General features: G+C 38.5%; 19 protein-coding genes, 1 tRNA gene and 1 riboswitch. Of the genes, 12 read left to right on the top strand and 8 right to left on the bottom strand.

The window, feature by feature from the left end; all coding sequences use genetic code 11:
- Positions 1-258 precede the first annotated feature (258 nt).
- On the bottom strand, positions 259-516 hold the full coding sequence (locus tag EM808_RS26905; protein ID WP_127742682.1) for a hypothetical protein: 258 nt from the start codon (positions 514-516) through the stop codon (positions 259-261).
- Positions 517-781: 265 nt separating this feature from the next.
- Here EM808_RS26905 and EM808_RS26910 point away from each other — a divergent pair, with 265 nt between their 5' ends.
- From EM808_RS26910 to mngB, 4 genes are all read left to right on the top strand, one after another.
- On the top strand, positions 782-1327 hold the full coding sequence (locus EM808_RS26910) for a GNAT family N-acetyltransferase (protein ID WP_127742684.1): 546 nt from the start codon (positions 782-784) through the stop codon (positions 1325-1327).
- A gap of 37 nt (positions 1328-1364) precedes the next feature.
- Complete coding sequence (locus EM808_RS26915; RefSeq protein WP_127742686.1) at positions 1365-2096, top strand: MurR/RpiR family transcriptional regulator; 732 nt, start codon at positions 1365-1367, stop codon at positions 2094-2096.
- A 128-nt stretch (positions 2097-2224) separates the two neighbouring features.
- Complete coding sequence (mngA, locus tag EM808_RS26920; protein WP_127742688.1) at positions 2225-4162, top strand: PTS 2-O-a-mannosyl-D-glycerate transporter subunit IIABC; 1938 nt, start codon at positions 2225-2227, stop codon at positions 4160-4162.
- A gap of 12 nt (positions 4163-4174) precedes the next feature.
- Entirely contained in the window at positions 4175-6775 is a 2601-nt protein-coding gene (gene mngB / locus EM808_RS26925) for a mannosylglycerate hydrolase (protein WP_127742690.1), read from the top strand.
- A 117-nt stretch (positions 6776-6892) separates the two neighbouring features.
- Here the strand turns inward: mngB and EM808_RS28850 are convergent.
- Together EM808_RS28850 and sda are read right to left on the bottom strand one after the other, a co-directional pair.
- Positions 6893-6981: transfer RNA gene (locus tag EM808_RS28850), tRNA-OTHER, on the bottom strand.
- 92 nt (positions 6982-7073) lie between these two features.
- Positions 7074-7262, bottom strand: a complete 189-nt coding sequence (sda, locus tag EM808_RS26930) for a sporulation histidine kinase inhibitor Sda (protein WP_127742691.1) — start codon at positions 7260-7262, stop codon at positions 7074-7076.
- Positions 7263-7726: 464 nt separating this feature from the next.
- Between sda and EM808_RS26935 the strand changes: the two genes are divergently transcribed.
- Positions 7727-7927: a hypothetical protein gene (locus EM808_RS26935; RefSeq protein ID WP_127742694.1), complete on the top strand. Its 201-nt coding sequence runs from the start codon at positions 7727-7729 to the stop codon at positions 7925-7927.
- 397 nt (positions 7928-8324) lie between these two features.
- Positions 8325-8407, bottom strand: a riboswitch (cyclic di-GMP riboswitch).
- A gap of 128 nt (positions 8408-8535) precedes the next feature.
- Here the strand turns inward: EM808_RS26935 and EM808_RS26940 are convergent.
- The 4 genes from EM808_RS26940 to EM808_RS26955 form a co-directional block, all read right to left on the bottom strand.
- Positions 8536-9015: a hypothetical protein gene (locus EM808_RS26940; RefSeq protein ID WP_127742696.1), complete on the bottom strand. Its 480-nt coding sequence runs from the start codon at positions 9013-9015 to the stop codon at positions 8536-8538.
- 89 nt (positions 9016-9104) lie between these two features.
- Complete coding sequence (locus EM808_RS26945; protein ID WP_127742697.1) at positions 9105-9842, bottom strand: AAA family ATPase; 738 nt, start codon at positions 9840-9842, stop codon at positions 9105-9107.
- 62 nt (positions 9843-9904) lie between these two features.
- Complete coding sequence (locus tag EM808_RS26950; RefSeq protein ID WP_127742752.1) at positions 9905-11170, bottom strand: Y-family DNA polymerase; 1266 nt, start codon at positions 11168-11170, stop codon at positions 9905-9907.
- A gap of 17 nt (positions 11171-11187) precedes the next feature.
- Positions 11188-11517, bottom strand: a complete 330-nt coding sequence (locus tag EM808_RS26955) for a YolD-like family protein (RefSeq protein WP_127742699.1) — start codon at positions 11515-11517, stop codon at positions 11188-11190.
- Between the two features lie 289 nt (positions 11518-11806).
- On the opposite strand from EM808_RS26955, the gene EM808_RS26960 reads away from it, so the two are divergent.
- The 7 genes from EM808_RS26960 (at position 11807) to EM808_RS26990 (ending at position 19519) form a co-directional block, all read left to right on the top strand.
- A complete protein-coding gene (locus EM808_RS26960) occupies positions 11807-12394 on the top strand; it encodes a TetR/AcrR family transcriptional regulator (protein ID WP_127742701.1) in 588 nt (195 codons plus the stop codon).
- A 548-nt stretch (positions 12395-12942) separates the two neighbouring features.
- On the top strand, positions 12943-14550 hold the full coding sequence (locus EM808_RS26965) for a type 2 periplasmic-binding domain-containing protein (RefSeq protein WP_127742703.1): 1608 nt from the start codon (positions 12943-12945) through the stop codon (positions 14548-14550).
- Positions 14551-14667: 117 nt separating this feature from the next.
- Positions 14668-15591: an ABC transporter permease gene (locus EM808_RS26970; RefSeq protein ID WP_127742754.1), complete on the top strand. Its 924-nt coding sequence runs from the start codon at positions 14668-14670 to the stop codon at positions 15589-15591.
- 36 nt (positions 15592-15627) lie between these two features.
- Positions 15628-16530: a carbohydrate ABC transporter permease gene (locus EM808_RS26975; RefSeq protein ID WP_127742705.1), complete on the top strand. Its 903-nt coding sequence runs from the start codon at positions 15628-15630 to the stop codon at positions 16528-16530.
- A 226-nt stretch (positions 16531-16756) separates the two neighbouring features.
- Positions 16757-17749: a LacI family DNA-binding transcriptional regulator gene (locus EM808_RS26980; protein WP_127742707.1), complete on the top strand. Its 993-nt coding sequence runs from the start codon at positions 16757-16759 to the stop codon at positions 17747-17749.
- A gap of 27 nt (positions 17750-17776) precedes the next feature.
- Positions 17777-18397, top strand: coding sequence for a YesL family protein (locus EM808_RS26985; RefSeq protein WP_164849806.1), 621 nt, complete (start codon positions 17777-17779; stop codon positions 18395-18397).
- Positions 18398-18517: 120 nt separating this feature from the next.
- Positions 18518-19519 carry an LLM class flavin-dependent oxidoreductase gene (locus tag EM808_RS26990; RefSeq protein WP_127742711.1) on the top strand — a complete coding sequence of 334 codons (1002 nt, stop codon included), beginning with the start codon at positions 18518-18520 and terminating at the stop codon, positions 19517-19519.
- Between the two features lie 40 nt (positions 19520-19559).
- Here EM808_RS26990 and EM808_RS26995 read toward each other — a convergent pair whose 3' ends face one another.
- Entirely contained in the window at positions 19560-19940 is a 381-nt protein-coding gene (locus tag EM808_RS26995) for an SET domain-containing protein (RefSeq protein ID WP_127742713.1), read from the bottom strand.
- Positions 19941-20102: the final 162 nt, after the last annotated feature.

The following is a 20102-nucleotide window of genomic DNA, read 5'->3' on the forward strand; positions in this document are numbered from 1 at the left end:
AAAATCTTTTTACTCATTATTTTCTCCGTCTCCATGTTTCTCTAGTTGTGTTACATAATTATACAAAAAAATACCCTATAGGTAGACTTTTTTTAAGTGTCTACTCTATAGGGTACATTTTATTTTTAGTATTTTGGCTAATTCGGTCTTTTTTGTTTTCATGACAGGCTTTGTTTTATTGCTGCTATTAGCAATGGGCATTTCTGAACCGTAAGCATACATAGAAAAGAAGACAAAGAAAAGAAGAAGGCCGGACCTTTATTTCTTCTTTGTCTTTTTTATGCGGCGATATAGGAGTATGAAGATGATGGTAAGTAAGACGGTAATGCGGATAGGGGCAGGAGTAAACTTTAATAACCATATGCTAACCATCATTGTCGCTAATGTTAGATACTCTAAGTAGCGTTTTCTTGCTAGTTTCTTCTTATTTCCTATAATAATGATATATGCTATTGGTGGTACTAAAAAGCAAATGCCAAACAGTACCTTTTCCTTTAAATACCATGGAGTCGTCATTATTTTTCTACCACCTTATCCATTCGTACTTCCGCCTTTTACCCCGTGTGTCCATGCATTATGCAGGGCAGTAAGCTTTCCCATCAACAATTCGAAAACCCCTACAGTAATTTCCATTTCTAACAGCTTTTAATTTTACTATTACATTATTTGTAAAAACATACAAGCTATTTTTATGAAGAGAAACGGTCTTGTTTTTCTTCTATTTATATATAACTGAAAAAGTATTACACTAGAACAAAAATAGAGTTTATGGAGGGGTTATATGCTTTCTGTGGAAATAAGAAGGCCGCAAATATCGGATAAGGAAGAACTATTTGCTTTTTTTGATCTTGTTCTGAAAGATACATTTATCATAAATGGTTTAGTGGAGCTTACTGAGGATTATGAGCAGGAATGTAAGGAAAAGCGGGAGCATCTTTCAGCTGATTTTGCAAGCGGCGGGGTAGAGAGACATTTTTTAATTGCAGTGGACAAACAGAGTGGAAATTTACTTGGCTGCATTGCATATGGACCAGCAAGTTCCCTTATTGTCATGGAAACAAATGGAGCATTAGCCGGTTATATGGAGATTGGTACTGCTTTTGTGCATCCTAATTACCAAAATAAAGGGATTGGTACAATGCTACTTAACGCCATTATCCGTACATTGGAAATAAGAGAAATCCATCACTATTGTTTAGACAGCGGCTATGCAATTGCTCAAAAAATCTGGACGAAAAAACTCGGCGAACCTGACTATTTGTTAAAGGATTATTGGGGAGATGGCGCACATCATATGATTTGGAAGCGAAGTATAGAACGAGTGTAACCTATACTTTAAAACAGAATAGAGAGGAGATGGTTGGATGAACTTTGAAGAGCGTGTGCAAATGTTTGAATACAAGCTGAACGATACCGATGATCAAATAATTGAGTACATATTACAGAATAAAAAGGACTTTACTACTGATTCTATTCAAACTTCTGCGAATGCGTTGTATACGGTACCTAATACGATTACAAGGCTCTCCAAAAAGCTTGGCTATGACAGCTTTTCTCATCTGAAAAACAGTATGAAGGACGAACTGCAGGCAGGTGAATTATCAGAGCAGCATCATTCGCTTGCCTTTATTAAAAAAACATACGATCTTATTGATCGACCGCTTCTAGAGAAAATAGTGAAAAAACTTGGCTTAGCTAAAAACATCTTGTTCTATGGTGCCGGTGATTCTGCTGATTTTTGCGGCATGATGGTAAGAAATTTGAGAGTAATCGGAAAAAGCTCTGTCTATTTAAGTCATAGACACGAAATTTTTCATATGCTAAATAGTATGACAAAACAGGATATACTTCTTTTAATAAGCCTGTCAGGTGAAACACCTTTTGTTTTGGAAATAGCGGAGTTTGCTAAGGAGAGAGGGGTACAAACGATTTCACTTACCCATTTTAAACAAAACTCACTACAGAAATTAGCTGATTATAACTTATATTGCTTTTCTCCAAGAAGATTAAAAAATGGCTATAATATTACGGACAAAACACCGTTAATGATTGTATTGCAGGCATTGTCTGAGCATTATTGGGAAACGTTCAAGTGAAAAATACACATCTATCTATCATTCCAGTTTATTTTGTGTAAAAACAAGAAGATTAGTTTTAGCTTCTTGTTTTTTTGTTACGATAAAACTATAAATGAAAGCGATTACTATTTAAGGAGGTTGCTAATGTGAACTTAAGAGATTTAACATCTTTAAGCTTAATTACGACAGATAAGCATTTTGAAACAAAGCATCAGGCTATTAAGTTTTTGGCGAGTCAGCTTTACAGTGAAGGTAAACTTTATTCCGAGCAAGCCTATTTGCAGTCTGTACTTGAGCGGGAAAAGCAGTCACCGACTGGCCTTGATGGAGGTGTAGCCATCCCACATGGAAAATCAACAGCTGTTAAAGAAGCAGCATTTGCGATTGCAACAGTTAAAAAGCATATTGCAGATTGGGAAAGTGTTAATCCTGATAATGAGGTTAAGCTTGTTATCATGCTGGCAATACCGGAAGAAAAAGCAGGCTCCACCCATTTAACCATTCTATCTGAGTTTATGAAGCGCTTATGTGACGAGGATTATAAAAAACGCTTATTGACTGCTGCAAATTCAGAAGAATTATGGAAGCAATTGGACAATACAAGTAAGGATAGTGCCATAGAAAAAGAGACAGGAAACAAAACAATACTTGCGGTAACAGCATGTCCTGCAGGAATGGCCCATACCTATATGGCTGCGGAAGCTTTAATGAAGGCAGGTAAAGAGCTAGGAGTTAAAGTATTAGTGGAAAAACAAGGGGCGAATGGAATAGAAGATAAGCATACATTTACACAGCTGCGGCTTGCAGAGGCCGTAATATTTGCAAATGATGTTGCTATTAAGGAGGAACAGCGCTACAGCCACTTGCCTAAAGTAAAAACAAGTGTTGCTGCTCCGATTAGAAATGCAGCTTCCCTCATTAATCAGGCACTAGAAGCTGCAGAAAACCAACCAAAAAAAATAAATAATGATGTTTTGCAGTCAGAGGAGATTTTTGAAGAGGAGCATAAGCCATTTAAGATGGAAATTAAAGACTCCATCCTGACTGGTATTTCCTATATCATCCCTATCATTGTGGCAGGTGGCATGACATTGGCAGCAGCCGTGTTAATCTCCCAAGCCTTCGGTCTTCAGGATGTATATGCAGAGGAAGGCTCCTGGCTATGGCTGTTAAGGCAGCTAGGAGGCGGTATGCTTGGCCAACTGATGATTCCTGTTTTATCTGCCTACATGGCCTATTCAATAGCAGATAAACCAGGACTTGCGCCAGGTTTTGCTGCAGGAATTGCAGCTAATTTAATTGGCAGCGGCTTTCTTGGTGGTATGCTTGGAGGGTTTTTGGCAGGATTTCTCCTCAAGTTTTTCAAGCGGAAAATAAAAACAAATGGGATGCTTTCAGGCTTTGTAAGCTTTTGGGTGTATCCAGTTGCAGGAACACTTATAGTTGGAGCCGTCATGCTTTTTTTGGTTGGCGAACCGTTAGCATGGCTTAATGAGGGGCTAAACACGTGGCTTGAAAATCTTTCTGGTGCTAATGCGATTATATTAGGGGCGCTTATTGGAGCAATGGTTTCCTTTGACTTAGGCGGTCCTGTAAACAAAGCCGCCTACACATTTTGTATCGGCGCAATGGCGAGCGGCAATTTTATCCCGTATGCTGCCTTTGCGTCCGTTAAAATGGTGTCTGCCTTTGCCGTAACAGCAGCTACCATTATTGGAAAACAACACTTTAGCCAACAGGAACGTGAGATCGGCAAACAGACATGGCTGTTAGGCTTAGCAGGCATTACAGAAGGAGCCATTCCTTTTATGATTAATGATCCTTTGCGTGTCATTCCGTCACTTATAGCAGGTTCTGCTGTTACAGGGGCAATTGTGGCAAGTAGTCATATTGGATTGAATGTTCCTGGTGCCGGCATCTTTTCCTTAGCTTTACTGCAAGGTAAAACAATTTGGACAGCTGCGTTTATATGGCTTGGCGCTGCATGTCTTGGGGCATGTATTTCGACCATGCTTTTAATTATAAGCAGAAAAAGAAAGCTTCAGAGTGAAAAAAGTAATGCTATAGAAAATAAGGCATGTTAATTGGAGGAAAAGATGAAAAAAGTACATATTATACCGCATATGCACTGGGATCGAGAATGGTATTTTTCGACAGAGGAATCTCGTATCCTGCTTATAAACAATATGGCAGAAATCTTCGAGGTGCTAGAGGGAAATCCAGATTATCCAAGCTTCTTATTAGATGGGCAAACAGCTATTCTCGAGGATTATTTAGCTGTAAAACCGCAAGACAAAGACAGAATCAAAAAGCTTGTACAAGCTGGCAGACTTTTAATTGGACCGTGGTATACACAAACAGATGAAATGATTGTTGGAGGAGAATCCATTGTCCGCAATTTGCTTTATGGAAGGAAGGATTGTGAAGCTTTTGGAGAGGTAATGAAAATCGGTTATTTGCCAGATTCCTTTGGCCAATCAGCACAAATGCCGCAAATTTTAAATGGGTTTGATATTAAGCACTTTATTTTTTGGAGAGGCGCCTCTGAACGGCTTGGAACAGACAAGACAGAGTTTTATTGGGAAAGTGATGAAGGCTCTAGAGTACTTGTACAGCTTCTTCCGCTAGGATATGCAATTGGCAAATATTTACCGGAAGAGGAGGAAGCGCTTCGAACAAGAATGGACAAATATTTTCCTGTCTTAGATAAGGGAAGTACAAATGGCAGTGTTATTTTGCCAAACGGCCATGATCAAATGCCTATTCAACGGAATATTTTCGATTGTTTAGATACATTAAGAGGAATGTATCCTGACAGAGAATTTTTGCTAAGCAGCTATATGGATAGTTTTGCAGATTTGCCTCCTTTTCTGCCAATTGTTCAAGGGGAAATGCTTGATGGCAAATACATGCGCGTCCATCGAAGTATTTTTTCAAGCCGGATGGATATTAAAGCAGCAAACACGAGGGTAGAAAATAAAATCGTTGATATTTTAGAACCCTTAGCAGTGATTGCTTATTCATTGGGATTTGAATACCATCATGGTTTAATAGAATTAATTTGGAAGGAAGTGCTCAAAAACCATGCCCATGACAGTATCGGCTGCTGCTGTTCTGATAAGGTTCATCAAGAAATTATGAATCGCTTTGTACTTGCAGAGGAGAAGATTGACAGGCTGATTGATTTTTACAAACGGAAGATTACAGATGCAATTGCCACAGACCGAGCAGAGGATATAATAACAGCTTTTAATCTGCTTTCCTATGAAAGATTGGACACGATAAATGCTGTTGTCACAACAAAGGAAACAGCTTTTGTTCTTGAAGATGAGAACGGGTTTGAAGTCCCATTTGAGCTTGTTGAAAAAGTCAGCTTAGATCCTGGTTTAGTTGACCGACAGCTCGTTCATTATGAGAATTATGAACCCTTTTTGCAATACCATATCCAATTTAAGGCAACCATTCCTGCAATGGGGTACAAGGCATTTTTTATTGTGCCACAGGAGAAAGAAATGGAAGCAGCCAATACGGAAACAGACTGTATTGAAACAGACTATTATCGTATAAAAGTTAATACAAATGGAACATTAACCATTTTTGATAAGGATATTGGTATTGAACTCGAAAATGTTTTGTTGCTAGAAACGTCTGGCGATGACGGGGACGAATACGATTATTCTCCCGTATTAAATGAGGAGCCTTACATTCATAATAATGCTAATGCTTCGTTTGTAATGACGGAAAATAGTTATGGAGCGCAAATAAATTTAAAGGTCGAAATTCCTTTGCCGAAAGATTTGCAGGATAGGAGAAATTACATCAACAGCGTGATTACAGAGGTGGATTGGAACATAACAATCCCTTTTGATAAGCCTATCATTAATGTAGCTGGTAATATTAAAAACAACGCAAAGGATTACCGATTACGCACATACATTCCAAGTAAAATTGCAGCTGCTGTATCTGTTTCTGATAATCAGTTTGGGTCTATTAAAAGAAGTGTATTAGATTCGGCCATCCTGTCCTGGGAGGAAGAAGGTTGGGATGAGCGCCCTGACTCTATTTATCCGATGCTGTCTTACGTCAGCTTATGTAATGACCATTACACAGTGAGTGCCTTCACAAACAGTATTCGTGAATATGAAATCGTAGGAGCAGAGTCTGATACTATTGCACTCACTTTGTTACGTAGTGTTGGCTATCTTGGGAAGGAGAATCTGGTGCGCAGGCCCGGAAGGCCATCTGGAATAAAACTTCCTACTCCTGATTCCCAAATGATTGGGCAGCTTAAGGTAGAGTTTGCTGTTTCTACAAAAAAAGGCACACAAAACACAGGGCAACTTGCCAAAGAATATAGATCACGAATAGAAACATATAATAAAATACCGTATAATGCGATGAAGTTAAATGCGTCTGTCCAGAAAACGCCACTCTGTTTTAGCTTGCTTCAAGAAACAAAGCCTAGCGCTAATGTGCTAAGTACTGTAAAAAAGGCCGAAAAGGAAGAGGGGCTGATTTTACGAATATACAACCCGACTGAAAAAGAGGTCGTATCTTCTTTTACCTTAAAGACTGAATATAAGGATATCTTTCTGTGTCAATTAAACGAAAATATTATTTGTCCCTTAGAAATGAAAGAAAATACCATATCCATTTGTATAAAGCCAAATCAAGTACAAACCATTTTAATAAAATAAGGTAGAAAAGCCTTGTGAATTTAGTAAAACATAGTACGAAAAACGCCTTTTCCAAAAGAAAAGGCGTTTTTGTATAGTATACTTCTACGAATAGAAGCAATATAGGTAATATAGTATAGGACTTGGCGGGATTTGAACCCGCAAGATACACAAGCTGCTTCTCTGTTGGAACAACTTGGTTGCTCTATTCTTTGAGCTACAAGTCCTAATAATAGTATGAGGAATTAAAATATTTTTATTCTGCTTTTAGAAAAATATTTTTTTGCTAGATTCTGCTAAAATGCAAATACAATATATTTTAACTCTCCCTTTTATTCTGTTGATTAAAGAGAATTTTTGTGTTTTTGTTAAAGACAATATGAATTAGCTTTCGCTCGGTTATTTCTTGTTTCAGCATTGTAATAAATTCCATGTCTAGATTTAAACGCTGTGCATGTCTATAGGCAAATAGCAAGGATTTATCACTAAGGAGTCTTAAGGAAGACATACTAAACACCTCCTGTAGCATTATACAATCCATTATTTCCCTACTGCTTGTCTGCTTAAACCTCATTAACAAAATATAAGAGGGGGCATTTTTTACAAAAAAAAAGAGCTCAATAAGGGCTCCATACTTTTAAGGACGTTTTCTAAGCTTTCCGCAAGTTTTGCACTTGTCATTGTAATAATCAAATTTGTGGTACCTGCGAAAATAGCAAATAAAAGATTTAATCATAGAAATCCTCCTCAAAAATATTTTTGAGTATGTCTAGGCTTGTCTACTTTTATTGTAGCTCTTACTTGAAAAGAGAATAAGGTATATTTTTCCTGTATTAACAAAATGTTTTTGGGTTTAAAGTACTAAAGTATTTCATTTACTTCTATTGAAAAAAAGGGGAATAGCTGGATGTGTCGAATTAACTAATTTAGGAGGTGTTTACTATACTAAAAGAGAATTCTTTTATTAATGAAATGAAAGTATTAGCCAAAGCTCAATCTGAAGCGAAGGCTAAGTCCATTTTAATTATGAAACAGCTCCAAAGTGATTCAGCAAATAAAAGCTTACACCAGGAATTAAATAAGCTTAGAATGAAAAGCTATGAATTGCATAATGAAGAAAAAGACTTACTAGTAAGCTTTAGAGAGTATATGAATGTTATTGGCATCCGTTAAGATGCTTTTTTTGTGCAAATGGAAGAAAGGGAGCTGATCCTTCAGCTCCCTTTCTGGTTGTTATCTGTATTATTATCTTTGCGCTGTGTTAATGGGACATCCTTTTGCAGCTAGGACATGAAATTTCGTGTTCCTGTTTGAATTCAATGCGTTTAAAATCTCGTTTTTCAAGAGTAGCATATGGGTTATACTTGGACCCGCACATGCAATATTGCCTATCTTTTACGATATGACGAAGACTTGTTTTTTCATTCAAAACAGTTGGATAAAACATACTTTTCCTCTTTTCTAATTTATTAAGGCAAATTAGACAGGAAATGTGTCGTTTTTTATAGGCTTTTAGCGTCGGAGTTAGCTAATTGTAACTCCATAAACAAATAAAAGCCTCACATTCTTTATCTGCAACCCGGCTGCCATTGCTTTTGCTTTAGGCCCGTGGCTTTGCGTCTTTTACTTTCGTAAAATTTGCCCAAGTAAATTTTATATCATTATTCAAAAAATTGTCAAGAAGTATGCCAGTTGGTTCATTGTGAAAAATAGGTCTTTTTTAGTAGTTTTTTGGTTTTGTAATTTATACTTTTTTTTGATGTGGTAATAATGACTCATTTTTATGTTGGTGCATGCTCTTCTGCTTTTGCTTCCAAACGGCAAATAAATTTATAGTATTTGATTAAAATGATAAACAAAAATGGATCTAGCAGGATGGAGTACCAAATTCGCCACCAGCCATAATGAAAATAGCCCCAAGGCTCTGGAATTAATGTCATCAGCTCGTAAAGAACAATCGCACATACCCATATGCCGATATAGATAGCTTTTGTTTTGACCTTTTTTTTGAATGGATAATAATTCAAGAAAATAATATTTACAGGCGGCACCAACAAAAAAAGCTGTGGGATGGCCATCCAGTCTATTCCTTTTGATAAATACCAATAAGCATGGTATTTCAAATCAATGTACACATCAAAAACGAGCTGCAACACTATTGTAAACATCCACATATGCAAAATTTGGTTTCCTGTTAAACGCTTTTTCATAAAAAAGGTGACAGCATTAAAAATAATAATGGCAGCTAGCATCCCAATCATAAATGACTCCTTGTTGATGAAGATATTCTTATATTTTCCTATTCCTAGAAGAATATCCCTCAAGGGGTGTGTTTGTTGTTAGCTTGTTTTTAATCATCTCTTAGCAATTCATTCAACATTTTTTCCCGATGCTGCAAAAAGTATTTTGTGAGTCGATAATTGTCTGTTTGTTCATATTGTATTTCTGCTATTGTGCCACCATCAAAGTTCAAGATAGAAGCATTCGGATAGCCTAACAGGATAGGGGAATGTGTGGCAATGATAAACTGGCAGTCCTCATATTCCACTAAATCATGCAGGATACGGATAAATGTTAATTGTCTTTGCGGAGAGAGGGCTGCTTCAGGTTCGTCCAGCAAATAAATCGCTTGCCCATTGAATCGATGCTGAAAAAGGGATAAAAAGGATTCACCATGTGATTGCTGCAGCAGAGACTTGCCGCCGTATGCCCGGTAGTTTGTGCGTGTGAATGGATCTTTTTCCAGCTCATCCTGAAGTGTGGCAAAATGATAAAAGGATTCAGCTCGCAGAAAAAAGCCATTTGTAATTTTAGGCATCCAAGATAAACGAATATAGTCGCCTAAATCAGAGTGAGAAGAATGAACGTCGTAATAATTATTTTTTCCGCCTCCTGCCGTATGAAAACCGCATTTATCAGCAACAGCCTCAAGCAGTGTTGACTTTCCCGAACCGTTCTCTCCAATAAAGAACGTCACCTTATTTGTCAATTCCAATTCCCGCAAGCCTTTAATGGCTGGAATGGAAAAGGGGTAGCTGTTTACTTGCGGTATGTCATCTTTAAGGAGGGTTATTTTTTTTAGAAACATGTAAATTCCCCTTTCAAGAGCCTTCTGTAACCTGTTATTCGATAAGCAAATTGGCAAATCCTCTATTTTTTATGGCCGCCAAGAAGCTTGGCTCGATGTCTGGCAGTGCCGCCAGAAGTGTACGAAACAGCACGAAGCAGGGAGGCGGAACCGTAACGGTTGCGGATGCCATCAACTACATAGCCGATTTTTCTTTTTTTCCAGCTATTTGTATCGAATAAATCGAGCTGAACCTCATCGTCTCTTTCCAATTTTCCTATAGACAGAGAGATTTGTCGCACTGTTTGCCCATGATAATTCTCGCGCATCAGCTCGAGGCAGACACGGTAAATATCCATCGTAATATTTGTCGGGTTCTCAATCGTTCTCGACCGATGGAAGCCGCCGCCGAATTCCTCTTTGCTGTAGGAGAGGCCAAAGCTGATGGTTCTGCCTGCGTGATGATGGGCTCTAGCTCTTTTGGCAACCTCCTCGCACATTTCAAGGATGACCGATTTAATTTCCTTCTCGTCCTTATAGTCGCGAAGCAGTATTTGGCTTTTTCCATAGCTGATTTGCCCCTGCATAATTGGTGCACCAACTTCTGATAAGTCAATTCCCCATGCATGGTGATAAAGCTGGTTGCCCATTATCCCGAATTTTTTCTCCAAAAGGGACAGGTCGTAGCGAGCAAGCTGACCGACAGAAAATATCCCCATGCTGTGCAGTGTTTTTTCCACTTGTCGACCGATTCCCCACATTTCCCGCAATGGAGAAAGTGGCCATAGCTTTGCCGGAATATCGTCATACGACCAGCTTGCGATGCCGTTGGCCGTTTTTTTTGCAGCCAAGTCGAGGCACAGCTTTGCCATCAGCATGTTTGGGCCAATGCCGATTGTGGATGGTAAGCCGAAGTCTAAAAGGATATCCCGCTGAATTTGGGCTGCAATTTCCTCTGGTGTGCCCCAAACCTTCTCAAGACCGCTAACATCAAGAAAGCTTTCATCGACAGAATAGGTGTGGACGGCTGATGGGGGGACATACCGGAAGAACAGCTTGGTAATTTCCGTTGAGACACGGACAAACAAGCCCATTTTCGGGTTGTGAATGCTAATTCTCGGATCATCTGGTATCTCAAAAAGCCTGGAGCCTGTTTTAATTTTAAAATCACGCTTCATAGCGGGAGATGCTGCAAGGACAACACTGCCTGTTCGATCCGTATTGCCGACGACAGCAAGATGGCATGTAAGAGGGTCCAAGCCTTCATAGACGGCGATAATGCTTGCGTAAAAGCTTTTCATATCTACACAAAGAATGGAGCGATCTGGAAATTGAGAATAGTCGAACATCATGCAGCACCTCCTTGTTAATCTTTTTGAATGTTTACTAAGCTGCGAAAAGGAATAGAATGCAGACCGTCTTTAGTATCCTGTATGCGAATTTCCTGCTTTAGCTTGTCAATATAGACAACATGGCCGCTGATATGGCGAATCTCACCGTTTTTAAACATTTCGCACTCAAGCACCCATCCGTATTCCAGGCTTTCTAAAATGAGCATTTCCATTTCGTAAATTTGATCCTCATCCAGGATGGGCTGTGTTATTTTTTTGTCTTCCTTCAGTGCGTCTTTAATGCTTTGCACATGCTCTGGCAGCATCATTGCCGTCCATTTAATAGCCCCTCTGTCACGTATCATGAAAATCATCTCCTTATAGTATTTAATATATCAGAACAAACGTTCGTAATCAAGAAGGGTTCAAAAAAAGTCCTATTTGTAATATTAGGAAAGCGGAAAAAAACATGCAGACAATAGAAAAAGTAGCATCGCAAATAAATTTTATGCATCCAAAACAACTAAAATAAATAAAAAAGATGTGCAATTAAAAGGTTTACACCAGCGAAGTGATGTTATCTATTTTACATATTGTAAAACGTAAAGTGCATGCTATAATATTTCTACCTATGGTCAATAAAAGGAGCTAACTATGTCACCGAGAAAAGCAGGAAGACAAGAATTAACAAGAGACAGCATTGTATATAAAGCAAGGGAATTATTCATTGAAAAAGGTTATCAAGAACTTTCTGTGCGCAGCATAGCTAAGGAGCTTGAGTGTAGTCATGGGGCAATTTATTATCATTTTAAAAATAAAGCAGCGCTCTTTTATGCTATTGTTGATGAGGGTTTTTTAGCATTAAATAAACGTATCGAAGAAATTTTGGGTGAAGGACAGGAACAAGACAAACAAAAGCAGCAACGACTGATGCTTGCGTTCCTGGAATTCGGTTTAAACAATCAAAGCAAATATGAGATGATGTTTATGCAAGGGAAAAAGGAAGTGGGCGGATTATCTCGTGAAGCTGCCAATCATTCCTATGAACGGTTTGCACAGGCCATGCAGACACACTCGAGTAGTCTTTTAAAAGCAAGTGCTGTTATGTCTGCCTTTATATCACTACATGGCTTTATTTCTCATTATCATGGCATTGTAAAGGGATATGAGGAAGTAAAAACCTCGGCAGAGGACCATGTTGAATTTATTATAAAAGGATTAGAGAACGAGACGAAGTTTTAGCACTTTAATGAGAGGGCTAAAATTTTTTACGTTTATATGGACTTAAAGTATACTACTTAGCTTAAGCTGTTCCATTAATTCCTTTAATAAATTAAATATCGCATGATTCGTTGATGCAGGCGAATCTTCGACAGGAATAAAAATAGAAAAGGGGCAAAGAGGAAAAAAAACCTGCCTTTTTGCCAAAAACAGTAGAAATTTGCAGAGGAGATCTTATTGACGAACAAAAAAGAAAGCGTTATCATTAACTTGCATTTAAACAATAAAAAACCTTACCTACAAACATGCTCATCTAGAATCCTTACTCAATTATTGCCTCTCCTTTTTTTAGTTCTTTTCGTGTACGTACACAGTGCCTTCATCACTCTTATTTTTCTAGAATAATGTAAACGCTATCAATATTTGTTGTATCTGCTGAGCGCATATGGAGTTTTTCGTGTACGTTCACAATTACATAAACTTTTAAAGCTATTTTCATAAAAGGAGGTAAAACGAAAAGAAAGCGGTAGTTTTAGTGACGAAAAAATTTTCTATTGGGGGAAAACAAGATGAAAAGATTAGGTTATGGTTTTCTGGCAGCATCACTCGCCGCTCTTGTTTTAGCAGGCTGTTCAGACAAAGAGGAAAAGGCAGCCGTCACAAAGGATGGGAAGCCGCAGCTTACAGCACTCATAACAAAGCATCCATTAACACAGGATGTTAATAAAATTGAATGGCTCAAAGAAATAGAGGACCGTCTTGGGATTGATATTAAGTGGCAGGAAGTTTCGGCAGATTGGGATCAAAAGAAAGGGGCTTTGCTTGCTGGTGGTGATGTGCCTGATTTAATTATTGGCCCTAATGCCATAACAGATGCAGATTATGTGCAATTTCCAGGATTGTTTGAGGATTTGTCTGATGATGTTGATTCAAGTCTTCCAAATGTCCAGGCAATGTTTGATGCAAAGCCGGAAACAAAAGCAATTGCGACACAGCTTGACGGCCAGATATACGGCCTGCCTAAATACCAGAGATTTTGGCCTGGAACAGCTACAAGACAATTCATCAACCAAGAATGGCTTGATAATCTTGGCTTGAAAATGCCGACAAACTGGGATGAACTATATACAGTTCTTAAAGCATTCAAGGATGAGGATGCAAACGGAAACGGAGACAAAAATGACGAAATTCCAATGGACTTTTCACCAACGGGCACAATCGGCTTTGGCTTCTTCCAGCCAACTGTTCTGTTAGGAAGCTTCGGCATCACACTGACAGATGCGAGCGGTTCAGGCTACTATGTGGAGGACGGGCAAGTCAAAAACTTCCTAACAGATGAGCGCTATAAAGAGCTTGTCGAGTTTTTGCATAAATGCTATGCAGAGGGCTTGATTAATAAAGAAGTATTTACACAGGACTACACGAAATACCAATCATTAGCCAGAGGAGATAAGGACACAGCGAAGGTCGGCTATACTTTTGGCTGGGAAGTAACAGACAGATTCGGCAATGAGCTTGCACCACAATATGCTTCCATGGCGCCAATGCAAGTGACAGCAGGAGATGACGTTCAAGTCTCATGGGATTATGACTATAATGGCTTAAACTATGGTGTCAATATGATCACATTATCTGCACAGTCCCAAAATAAAGAAGCCGCATTAAAATTCATCAATGAATTATACGATCCTAAGGTGAGCATGCAGGTGCTATTCGGCTCGATTGGAACAAATATTGAAGAAAATGCAGACGGAAGCTTCAAAGTATTGCCGCCAAAAGATGAAAACATGGACCCAGGAACATGGAAATGGACAACAACATGGGCTGATAACGGACCAATGTATGTATCAGACGATTTGAAGCTGGAGCTTGGAACAGATATGCAGTCTGTCGGCAAACAAACAGAACCACTGCAAAAAGCATTAGATGCCATTGATGTAGAAAATGATGTTCTTCCGAGCATGTTTATTAAATACAGCAAGGAAGACAACTCGAAGCTTAGCTTAAATAACACTAACTTAATGAACCTTGCCTTAGCGAAATACTCGCAATGGATTACAAAAGGCGGAGTCGATAAAGAGTGGGATGCATATTTAGAGAATGCCGAAAAAACAGGGTTGCCTGAAAATATCAAAATCATGCAGAAATATTATGATGACTACAAAAAGAACCAATAAGTAACCATAAATGACGAAGGATGCAATTTGAGCATAATCCTCAAAATTGCATCCTTTTAAAAGGGAGGTAGCCTTGTGGCCTTAATCAATCCTCAAGCAAAAAAAACAGTCCCAGAGATGACGACGAAGCCTGCAAGAAAAAGAAATATTTTACAAAGCTTGAAACGGGATTACCAATTATGGATTATGATCCTGCCAGCGATTGTCATTATTATCATCTTTAATTATATCCCGATGTATGGTGTGCAGTTAGCATTTAGAGAGTATGACTTCACGAAGGGAATTACAGGCGGAGAGTGGGTTGGGCTTCATTACTTTAAGGAATTCATTAACAGCTATATGTTTGCCGACTTGATGAAAAACACTGTAGTAATCAGCCTTGCAACCATTATACTTGGCTTCCCTGCACCAATCATCCTTGCATTAATCATAAATCAAGTCATTTGGAAGCGATGGAAAAAAGCGATTCAAACGACCGTTTATTTGCCACATTTCATTTCGTTAGTAGTTATGGTTGGCTTGCTTAATGTTCTATTGTCCCCTAACTCAGGCGTTGTTGGGCATATTATGCATTCCTTCGGCTGGGATATTAACCTTTTGGCGTCAGAAAAGGCATTTGTTCCTGTTTATGTGCTATCAGATATTTGGCAGCATGCAGGCTGGAACAGCATCATTTATTTGGCAGCACTGGCAAGTGTAGACCCGCAGCTCTATGATTCTGCAAAAATCGACGGTGCAAGCAGGTGGCAAACAATTCGCTATGTCGACCTCCCGGCAATTGTGCCAACGATGATTATTCTGTTTATCTTAAGCATGGGGAATATCCTCAATACCGGCTTTGAAAAAATCTTTTTAATGCAAAATCCTCTTAATCTTCCAGTCTCTGAAGTCATAGCGACATATGTGTATAAAATCGGGATAATCTCAAACCAGTTCAGCTATTCTGCTGCCATCGGCCTTTTTAACACAATGATTAACTTCGTATTTCTTATCGCAATGAACTATATAGCCAAAAGGTTTTCCAATATTAGCTTATGGTAGGCAATTATTTATGCCTGCAAAAGAAGGAGGGAAGTCATGAAGATTTTCAGCACAAAAGGTAAAACAACGAGCGACATTGTTTTTGATACCATCATTTTCATCTTATGTTTATTTATCTTCTTATTGGTTGCATACCCGCTATATTTTGTCATCATCGCATCTGTCAGTGATTCAACCCTAGTCTCAACAGGGCAAGTGACGCTGTATCCGAAAGGCTTCAGCTTGTTCGGCTATAAAGAGATATTTAATGATTCAAGAATATGGGTCGGCTATAAAAACACGATTATTTATACCGTACTAGGAACATTGGTTAACCTCCTGCTAACATTGCCGGCAGCATATGTGCTTTCAAGGCAGGATTTTAAGGCAAGACGATTTTTGATGTTCATCTTTGTTGTCACCATGTTTTTTAATGGCGGACTTATCCCGACATATTTGTTAATGAAGGAGTTAAGCTTAATCAATAATATGTGGGTGTTCATTCTGCCATTTTCCGTTAATGTCTTTAACTTAATTATTACAAGAACCTTTTTTGAAAGCTCCTTGCCGAAAGAGTTGTTTGAAGCAGCACAAATGGACGGGTGTACACATTTTCAATTCTTCGGAAAAATTGCCTTGCCGTTATCAAAAGCAGTTATTTCTGTTGTTGGCTTATACTATTTAGTTGGTCATTGGAATGATTTCTTCACAGGCTTGATTTATATAAGAGATTATAGTCTGCAGCCATTACAAATTGTGCTAAGAGACATTCTTTTATCAAACCAAGTATTTGCCGAAGGGGCAGGTGCAGGTGGCGCTGCTGGCGGGTATGCACAGAAATATGCAGACCAGATCAAGTATGGAGTCATCATTGTTTCCACATTGCCGATATTGATTATTTACCCATTCATTCAAAAATACTTTGAAAAAGGGGTTATGATTGGTTCTGTAAAAGGCTGATTATCTATTCCGATTGAACAAGTGCCAAAAAAGTGATTGCTAGAAATCAATAGAAAAATGAAGCAAGAAGTGTGTAGGACATTCCTATTATAGGAAGAAATGGAATGGTATTATATGTATAATAGAATCATATAACTAAAACTATTTGCAAAGTTTCCAATTTTGCCAGCATTCCCTCACAGAATGCTGGCAAAAAAAGCTTGCAATAACAGCTAATGGAGGCATTATGAGGGTTACAATCAAGGATATCGCAAAATATTGTGGGGTATCATCAGGCACGGTAGATCGTGCGCTGAACAACCGCCCTGGCATTAAAGAAAAAACAAAACAAAAGGTACTGCAGGCAGCAAAGGATTTGAAATACCGTCCAGACTTTACAGCAAGAAGCTTAGTAAAGGGAAGAACGATGACACTTGGGATTGTGCTGTTTGATCTTTATAACCGTTCATATGCACAGCTTTTAACAGCAGTCGAGCTCAAGGCAAGGGAATACGGCTATTTTTTGTATATTGCTTTAACAGATAAGGATATGGAAAATGAAAAGCAATGCATTGAATATTTGGCAAATCATAAGGTGGATGGAATCATTCTTTTTTCTGTTAATAAAGGGACGGAGTTTGAAGAATATCTCCACGGATTTTCCATTCCAATCATCACCATTTTCAACTTCCTGTCCGCGGATTGGGAATATGTTGGCATACCAGAAAGGGCAGCAATGAAAAATGGTGTCAGCCACATTATTGATAAGGGCTATAAGCAGTTCATTTACATATCGCCACCATTGAAGTATAAGGGAATAACGAATATTTATACACAGGAAGAAAGGCTTCAAGGCTTCTTAGAAGCACTAGCTTCTAACGATTTGAAAGAGGCGGAGATTATTAGGCATAACGATTATCTCGATTACTTAGAAAAGATAAACTTCCGGCAAAGGGAGCGGACGGCAATTATTTGTTCTTGTGATTTATATGCATTAGAGGTTATGCGCTTTTTGAAAACCAAGGGCTATAGTATTCCTCTTGATGTAGGAATAATGGGCTTTGATAATATCGATGTATTGAAGTACGTTACCCCCGCTCTAACAACGATAGAATATCCTGTCGAGGCGATAGGCGATAAGGCGGTGGAAAGCCTTGTTCATAAAATTGAAAAGGGCAGTTACATAACCAAGGAGAATACGGAGCTTTCATACAGATTTATTGCTGGAGAATCAATCTAAAATAATGTAGGAAAGAGGCTGTTGCTAGTGAATATTATCGACAGTAAGTTTTATAGTGTCATAGACAAACTTTCCAATCTCTTTATTCTGAACATTTTCTGGCTGCTGTCATGCCTTCCCCTTTTTACCATTGCACCAGCAACCAGTGCGATGTACAGTGTGATCAGGCAATGGAAAATCAACGGTGATACAAGCGTTGTCCGCAACTATTTTCATTATTTCAAAGAAAATTTCAGGCAGAGCATAACAATCGGTGCCATTATGGCAGTCTTGCTTGCCGTGCTGTTTTTTAACTATTTTTATTTGAACCAAGACCAATCACTGCTGAAAATAGTGATGACGGTGCCTGTTTTATTGGTCAGCTTCCTCTTTTTGACCACTTTATTTTATATTTTTCCGATGATCTCCCATTATAAACTGCCAACAAAAACGGCATTAAAAAATTCTCTGCTGCTTTCCATGATGAATATTCATATAACAGCAGTTATACTTGTGGTATTCGGAATGCTGAGTGTTGTGCTTTTTTATATGCCATTTACAGGCATCATTATTTTCAGCACTGCTGCTTGGATGCATTATAGCTTATGTCATAAAGTGTTTGCGAAGATGGATGAAGCAAAGCAGTCAATTATCATAGAAGGTCCATGAGGGAGAACAGCTTCTCCCTATTTTTTTTGGTGAATTCTTTACCCACGAGCAAATAAGTTTGTTTCAGTTATACTTATTGTTACTATAATAAAGAATCTACTGTAAGAAAGGACTTTTGACATGTCTAACATAAATATACCTGTCTCTGTCTTAAATTTGGCACCAATTCGCCTTGGACAGGGAGAAAAAGAAGCCATTGATGCAATGGTGAATTTAGCACAAGCAACAGAAGATATGGGCTACTCACGCTATTGGATTGCAGAGCATCACAACTCTCCGACATTAGTGAGCTCGGCGACTTCTATCTTAATAAAACATACATTAGAGCACACAAAGAAAATCAAGGTTGGGTCTGGCGGCATTATGCTTCCAAACCATTCACCACTTGTTGTGGCAGAGCAGTTTGGAACAATGGCTGTCCTGTATCCTGACAGACTGGACTTGGGGCTTGGACGAGCGCCGGGAACAGATATGAAAACAGCCAGTGCCTTAAGAAGAGCACAGCATGATACTGTCTATACCTTCCCAGAAGATGTGCAGGCATTGCTGACGTATTTTGGACCAGAGGAAGAGCAGGGCTATGTTCGTGCATATCCTGGGGCCAACAAGAACATACCGCTTTATATTCTTGGTTCTTCAACAGACTCTGCTTATCTTGCAGCACAATTAGGGCTTCCATATGTATTTGCTGCTCATTTTGCGCCAGGGCAAATGGAAGAGGCAATCTCTATATACAAACGAAGATTTAAGCCATCACAATATTTGGCTGAACCGTATATGATTGTCTGCTTAAATGTCATTGCCGCAGAAACAGATGAAGACGCAAAAAGGGAAGCAACAACAATGCAGCAATTTTTCTTGAATGTTGTTAGAGGAACACGCACACCTTTAAGTCCACCTGTTGACAGCATGGAGGCAGTTTGGAGCATGATGGAAAGAGAAATGGCAACCTCCATGTCCAGCATGGCATTCATCGGCAGCAAGAATACGGTGAAGGAACAGCTAGAAAGCTTCCAGGAAAAATACGATGTAAATGAAATCATGGCCGTTTCTTATATTTATGATGAGAAAAAGCAAATCCGCTCCTACGAAATCTTTAAAGAGATTGTGGACGGCCGTTAATAAAAAAACAGACCTTCATCTTTAATGAAGGTCTGTTTTTTTATTCTTCTTTGTCAAACCAAAGCAGTTCTTTATCATCCACATCGCCATTATAGTTGATTAAGATTTCTTCGCCTGCTTTAATATCCTTATAGGCGTAAAAATCAAATGTATGTTCATCAAAATTAATATCATATACAGCATTTGGTTCATAAGCATGGTTAAACAGCATGCCATAGCCAAGCAGAATGGCAGTATGATTTATGCCATATTCAAATGCATAGTCAGCCAGCAGCGTTTTTTCAATATGCTCGTGCTGTTCGTTCGGATAGGAAATAACAGGAGCTTTATGAATAAGCTCGCCTTTTTTGATATCTTCTGTAGCGAAAACACCTCTGTTGAATTCCCCATCACTTATTGGAGATACTTTTACTTCAATCATAATTGTCTATTGCTCCTTTTTAGTTGTCACTTAACTGTACCATTTATTACTGTTAAAAGGAATGAAGAATGCTGGTACTTTAGTAAATTTATGAAAAATCAATAATCATAGTCCAGAAAGATGAACAAATTTCATATTTACGGTATAATATTATTCGTCTTA

This window comes from Niallia taxi, assembly GCF_004005475.1.
GTDB classification, from domain to species: Bacteria; Bacillota; Bacilli; order Bacillales; family Cytobacillaceae; genus Niallia; species Niallia taxi.

Excerpts from the sequence above, each read along its gene's own strand:
- EM808_RS26960 (WP_127742701.1), top strand. The coding sequence starts at position 11,807 with ATGTCACCGAGAAAAGCAGGAAGACAAGAATTAACAAGAGACAGCATT.
- EM808_RS26955 (WP_127742699.1), bottom strand. The coding sequence starts at position 11,517 with ATGATACGTGACAGAGGGGCTATTAAATGGACGGCAATGATGCTGCCA.
- EM808_RS26950 (WP_127742752.1), bottom strand. The coding sequence starts at position 11,170 with ATGTTCGACTATTCTCAATTTCCAGATCGCTCCATTCTTTGTGTAGAT.
- EM808_RS26980 (WP_127742707.1), top strand. The coding sequence starts at position 16,757 with ATGAGGGTTACAATCAAGGATATCGCAAAATATTGTGGGGTATCATCA.
- EM808_RS26910 (WP_127742684.1), top strand. The coding sequence starts at position 782 with ATGCTTTCTGTGGAAATAAGAAGGCCGCAAATATCGGATAAGGAAGAA.
- EM808_RS26915 (WP_127742686.1), top strand. The coding sequence starts at position 1,365 with ATGAACTTTGAAGAGCGTGTGCAAATGTTTGAATACAAGCTGAACGAT.
- EM808_RS26965 (WP_127742703.1), top strand. The coding sequence starts at position 12,943 with ATGAAAAGATTAGGTTATGGTTTTCTGGCAGCATCACTCGCCGCTCTT.
- sda (WP_127742691.1), bottom strand. The coding sequence starts at position 7,262 with ATGTCTTCCTTAAGACTCCTTAGTGATAAATCCTTGCTATTTGCCTAT.
- EM808_RS26975 (WP_127742705.1), top strand. The coding sequence starts at position 15,628 with ATGAAGATTTTCAGCACAAAAGGTAAAACAACGAGCGACATTGTTTTT.
- mngB (WP_127742690.1), top strand. The coding sequence starts at position 4,175 with ATGAAAAAAGTACATATTATACCGCATATGCACTGGGATCGAGAATGG.
- EM808_RS26995 (WP_127742713.1), bottom strand. The coding sequence starts at position 19,940 with ATGATTGAAGTAAAAGTATCTCCAATAAGTGATGGGGAATTCAACAGA.
- EM808_RS26970 (WP_127742754.1), top strand. The coding sequence starts at position 14,668 with ATGACGACGAAGCCTGCAAGAAAAAGAAATATTTTACAAAGCTTGAAA.
- EM808_RS26905 (WP_127742682.1), bottom strand. The coding sequence starts at position 516 with ATGACGACTCCATGGTATTTAAAGGAAAAGGTACTGTTTGGCATTTGC.
- EM808_RS26940 (WP_127742696.1), bottom strand. The coding sequence starts at position 9,015 with ATGATTGGGATGCTAGCTGCCATTATTATTTTTAATGCTGTCACCTTT.
- EM808_RS26945 (WP_127742697.1), bottom strand. The coding sequence starts at position 9,842 with ATGTTTCTAAAAAAAATAACCCTCCTTAAAGATGACATACCGCAAGTA.
- EM808_RS26990 (WP_127742711.1), top strand. The coding sequence starts at position 18,518 with ATGTCTAACATAAATATACCTGTCTCTGTCTTAAATTTGGCACCAATT.
- EM808_RS26935 (WP_127742694.1), top strand. The coding sequence starts at position 7,727 with ATGAAAGTATTAGCCAAAGCTCAATCTGAAGCGAAGGCTAAGTCCATT.